Origin of the sequence: Melaminivora alkalimesophila (assembly GCF_000282995.1) — a bacterium.
GTDB classification, from domain to species: domain Bacteria; phylum Pseudomonadota; class Gammaproteobacteria; order Burkholderiales; family Burkholderiaceae_C; genus Melaminivora; species Melaminivora alkalimesophila.
In genome coordinates, this window is the sequence record NZ_ALEE01000621.1 from 1 (window position 1) to 3618 (window position 3618).

Sequence of the window (3618 nt, forward strand, 5' to 3'; positions counted from 1 at the left end):
GCGGCCGCCCCGGAAAGCCGGTGGGCACGGTCTGGCTCGCCTGGAGCCTCGCCGGGCACACGCACAGTGAGCTGCACCGCTTCCCGGGCGGGCGCGCCGCGGTGCGCGGGGCCACGCTCGCCCATGCGCTCGCGCGGCTGGCGCAACTGCTCCGCTGATCGAGGCCCGGGCGGACCAGTCACCCTCGCGCGCCGGCCCTCAGGCGCCGCAGCACTTCTTGTATTTCTTGCCGCTGCCGCAGGGGCAGGGATCGTTGCGTCCGGGCTGCGCGCCGCGCACCACGGTCCCGACGCGCGGGCCCAGGCTCTGCCAGATGCGGTAGAGGTCGTACACCGCCCAGATGGCCTCGCCGAAGGCCTGCACACGCTCCTCGCTGGTGCTGGGAGGTCCATCCTCGGCGTACATGCAGACGGCGGGCGCGCCCTTGTCGTCCTCGGCCAGGGCCGCGATGGCGTCCAGCGAATCGTCGATCCAGCCGGCCGTCTCCTTGTCGCGTGGCAGTTCCCAGTCCTCTGACCAGACGTCGACCGCGAACAGGAAGCCCGCCGCCCAGATCTGCCCGAAGGCCGGCACCTCCTCGCCGTCCATCTCGGCGCGCTCTTCCTCCGGCAGGCTGGCGATGGCGCCGCGCATGTCGATGACTTCGGGCTGGAAGGCGTCGTCTTCGTCGAGCGACTGCGGCTCCTCGGCCAGCTGGGCGCGCACCTGCTCGCTGCGCTGGTGCCACAGTTCCAGGAAGCGCCGCTGCTGCGCCAGGTCCCTGAAGGGCGGCACCAGCGGCAGCGGCTCCTCCTCGGGCAGGGGTTCTTCGCTGTCGGCGATCAGCACGCCCAGCCACTCGGCCTCCGATACCGGCCGGCGCGTGCACACCAGCGCCGTCAGCACCCCGTCGCAGAATTCCCAGTGCGGCGCGTCCGGGTCGCGCGTGCGCAGGTCGTCGAGCAGGTCGTCGAGCTCGTCCAGTTCATCGGGACCGAAGGAGGGGCTGGCGGCTGAGGTCATGGCGGCAGAGGGGCGAAGAAAGAGGAGTGGGCGGGCCGATGGAGAATCGGCAGTCCAGTGTAGCGCCTGCCCCATACTCCGCCCGATGCCCCGCCCCGCTCCGCCCGACGATCCAACGGCCGCCTTCCTCGCGCAGCGCTTGCCGCTGCAGCCGCAGGCCATCGCGCGCCACGTGCTGCCCGATGGGCGGCCGGTCTGGCTCAAGCGCGCCGGCCCGCGCCACGGCATGGCGGGCTACCGCGTGCTGGGCGCCGCCGCACGCCTGCTCGGCCTGGCAGTACTCACGCCCGTGCCCAACCGGGGCGGGCGCGCCGCCATCGCCACCGAGGTGCGGCGCCTGCGCACGCTGGCAGCGCATGGCGTGCCGGTGCCCGAAGTGCTGGCGGCCGCGCCGGACGGCTTCCTGATGGCCGACCTGGGCGGCGCGCAGGGCGAGGCGACGCCCTCGCTGGCCGACGAGATGCAGGCCGCCGTCCCCGCCGGCGGCGCGACCGTGCTGACGTTGTGGCAGCAGGGGCTGGACACGCTCTCGCAGGTACACGCCCGCGGCCAGTGCCTGAGCCAGGCCTTTGCGCGCAACCTGGTGCGCCGCCCGGACGGGGGCGTCGCCTGCATCGACTTCGAGGACGATCCGGCCGCCGTGCTGCCGCTGGAGGTATGCCAGCTGCGCGATGCGCTGTGCTACGTGCATTCCACGGCGCTGTACCTGCGGGAGGCCGAAGCCCTGCCCGAGGCGAGGCGCGCCTGGGGCGCCTGGCTGGCGCAGCCCCGCTATGCAGGCGAGTTCACCGCGCAGTTCGAGCGCATGCTGCGGCGCACGCGCTGGCTGCGCCACCTGCCGGCCGACCGGCGCTGGGGCCGCGACGCGCAGCGCCTGCGCGCCGCCTGGGAGCTGCTCTCAGGCTCCGCGCCCTGAAAAAAGGGGCGCGGAAGCCGGTCCCGGCTCAGTCCGCGCTCGCCCACTCCACCTGCGCCCCCAGGCTGCGCAGGTTTTCCACGAAGTGCGGATGCGCGCGCCGGATCGGCAGGGCGTTCCTGATCTCCGAGCGCCCCGGGATGCTCGCCGCGACCATGAACAGCGCGATCGCCACGCGGATGATGTAGGGGCTCTCGACCACCGCCGGCACCAGTTCGCCGCCGCCGAAGGTCACGATGCGGTGCGGGTCGGAGGAGAAGACGTGGGCGCCGAACTTCGACAGCTCGCCCGTCCAGCCCAGCGCCCCGTCGTACACCTTGTTCCAGAACATGGCGTTGCCCTGCGCGCGCACGCCCAGGGCGATGAAGATCGGCAGCAGGTCCACGGGAAAGTAGGGCCAGGGCGCCGCCTCGACCTTGGTCAGCACGTTGGCGGTGAACGGCGTCTGCACCTTGAGCGGCCCGTCGACGCGCGCGCACGACCAGCCCTCCTGGTGCTCGACGCGCACGCCGAACTTGGCGAAGGTGCGGTCGATCAGCGGGAAGTTCTCCGGCGCGCTGTTCTTCACGCGCACGTCGCCGCCGGTGATCGCCCCCAGCGCCAGGAAGGTGGTGATCTCGTGGAAATCCTCGTCGAAGCGGAACTCGCCGCCGCCCAGCTCCGCGCCGCCATGCACCACCAGCCGCGAAGTGCCCACCCCCTCGATCCGCACGCCCAGCATCTGCATGAACTGGCAGAACTCCTGCACGTGGGGTTCGGAGGCGGCGTTCGTCAGGGTCGACACCCCCGGCGCGCCGGCCGCGCACAGCACGAAGTTCTCGGTGGTCGTGACCGAGGCGTAGTCCAGCCAGTGCTGCACCGGGCGCAGCTCGGCGCTGCGGCGCACCAGCAGCGAGCCCTCGGTGCGCTCGACCTCGGCGCCGAAGTGGCGAAACACCTCCACGTGCGGGTCGATCTCGCGCACCCCCAGGGTGCAGCCCTTGATGTTGTCCTCCAGCCGCGCCACGGAAAAACGCGCCAGCAGCGGCGGCACCAGCATGATGGACGAGCGCATTTCCTCGGGCAGGCGGTGCTCGGCCGCGTCGAAGCGCGTGCGCTCGTGGTGCAGCGTGAGCACGCCGCTTTCCTGGTCCAGGTGCACCTGGCTGCCCAGGGCGCGGAAGATGTCCAGGATCTTGCGCACGTCCGTGATGTCGGGCACTTTGAGCAGGCGCAGCGGCGCGCGCGTGAGCAGCGTGGCGCACAGGATGGGCAGCACCGCGTTCTTGTTGGCCGAGGGGGTGATGCGCCCGCGAAGCGGCGTGCCGCCGTGCACGATGAGGTTGGACATGGGCAAGGGAGAGGACAAACTGCTGGACCGGAAGAAGGGAAGCGGGCGCTGCCACAGGAAAAAATGCAACCCGGCACTGTAGCGCCATTGCGACGCCGGGCCATGGCGACGGGTTTTTCAGGGGCCTGCCGCCGCGCCCTCCAGGACGATGGTGGCCGCCGCCTGCACCTGCAGCGCCAGCAGCCGCTTGCGCAGCGCGAGCACCGCCTTGTCCTTGGACAGCAGCAGGGCGCGCTCGGCCACGGCCAAGTCGATGAACTTCTGGTCATCCGCGTCCTTGCACACGCAGGGCGCGCGCACCGCCTCGGGCCGCAGGCAGGCGCCGGCGTCGAAGTCCGCCAGCAGTTGCTGCGCCTGCCGGCCGGCCCGC

The 3618-nt window shown here is 72.1% G+C and carries 4 protein-coding genes and 1 pseudogene; 2 read left to right on the forward strand and 3 right to left on the reverse strand.

The features are described from left to right. A partial coding sequence (locus A612_RS12175) for a CinA family protein (RefSeq protein ID WP_019374748.1) occupies positions 1–158 on the forward strand: 158 nt, incomplete at its 5' end. Between the two features lie 40 nt (positions 159–198). On the opposite strand, the gene A612_RS12180 is transcribed toward A612_RS12175, so the two are convergent. Further along, complete coding sequence (locus A612_RS12180) at positions 199–1002, reverse strand: YecA/YgfB family protein (protein ID WP_019374749.1); 804 nt, start codon at positions 1000–1002, stop codon at positions 199–201. 85 nt (positions 1003–1087) lie between these two features. On the opposite strand from A612_RS12180, the gene A612_RS12185 reads away from it, so the two are divergent. After that, positions 1088–1918, forward strand: coding sequence for a BUD32 family EKC/KEOPS complex subunit (locus A612_RS12185; protein ID WP_019374750.1), 831 nt, complete (start codon positions 1088–1090; stop codon positions 1916–1918). Positions 1919–1946: 28 nt separating this feature from the next. Here A612_RS12185 and A612_RS12190 read toward each other — a convergent pair whose 3' ends face one another. Beyond that, the gene (locus A612_RS12190; protein WP_019374751.1) at positions 1947–3248 is read right to left on the reverse strand and encodes a UDP-N-acetylglucosamine 1-carboxyvinyltransferase; all 1302 of its coding nucleotides are present in this window, start codon (positions 3246–3248) and stop codon (positions 1947–1949) included. Positions 3249–3365: 117 nt separating this feature from the next. After that, positions 3366–3618 (reverse strand): annotated as a pseudogene (locus tag A612_RS12195) (PIN domain-containing protein); the annotation flags it as partial.

Bases quoted from the DNA above. Each gene is read 5' to 3' on its own strand.
- A612_RS12185 (WP_019374750.1), top strand. From the start codon at position 1,088: ATGCCCCGCCCCGCTCCGCCCGACGATCCAACGGCCGCCTTCCTCGCG.
- A612_RS12180 (WP_019374749.1), bottom strand. From the start codon at position 1,002: ATGACCTCAGCCGCCAGCCCCTCCTTCGGTCCCGATGAACTGGACGAG.
- A612_RS12190 (WP_019374751.1), bottom strand. From the start codon at position 3,248: ATGTCCAACCTCATCGTGCACGGCGGCACGCCGCTTCGCGGGCGCATC.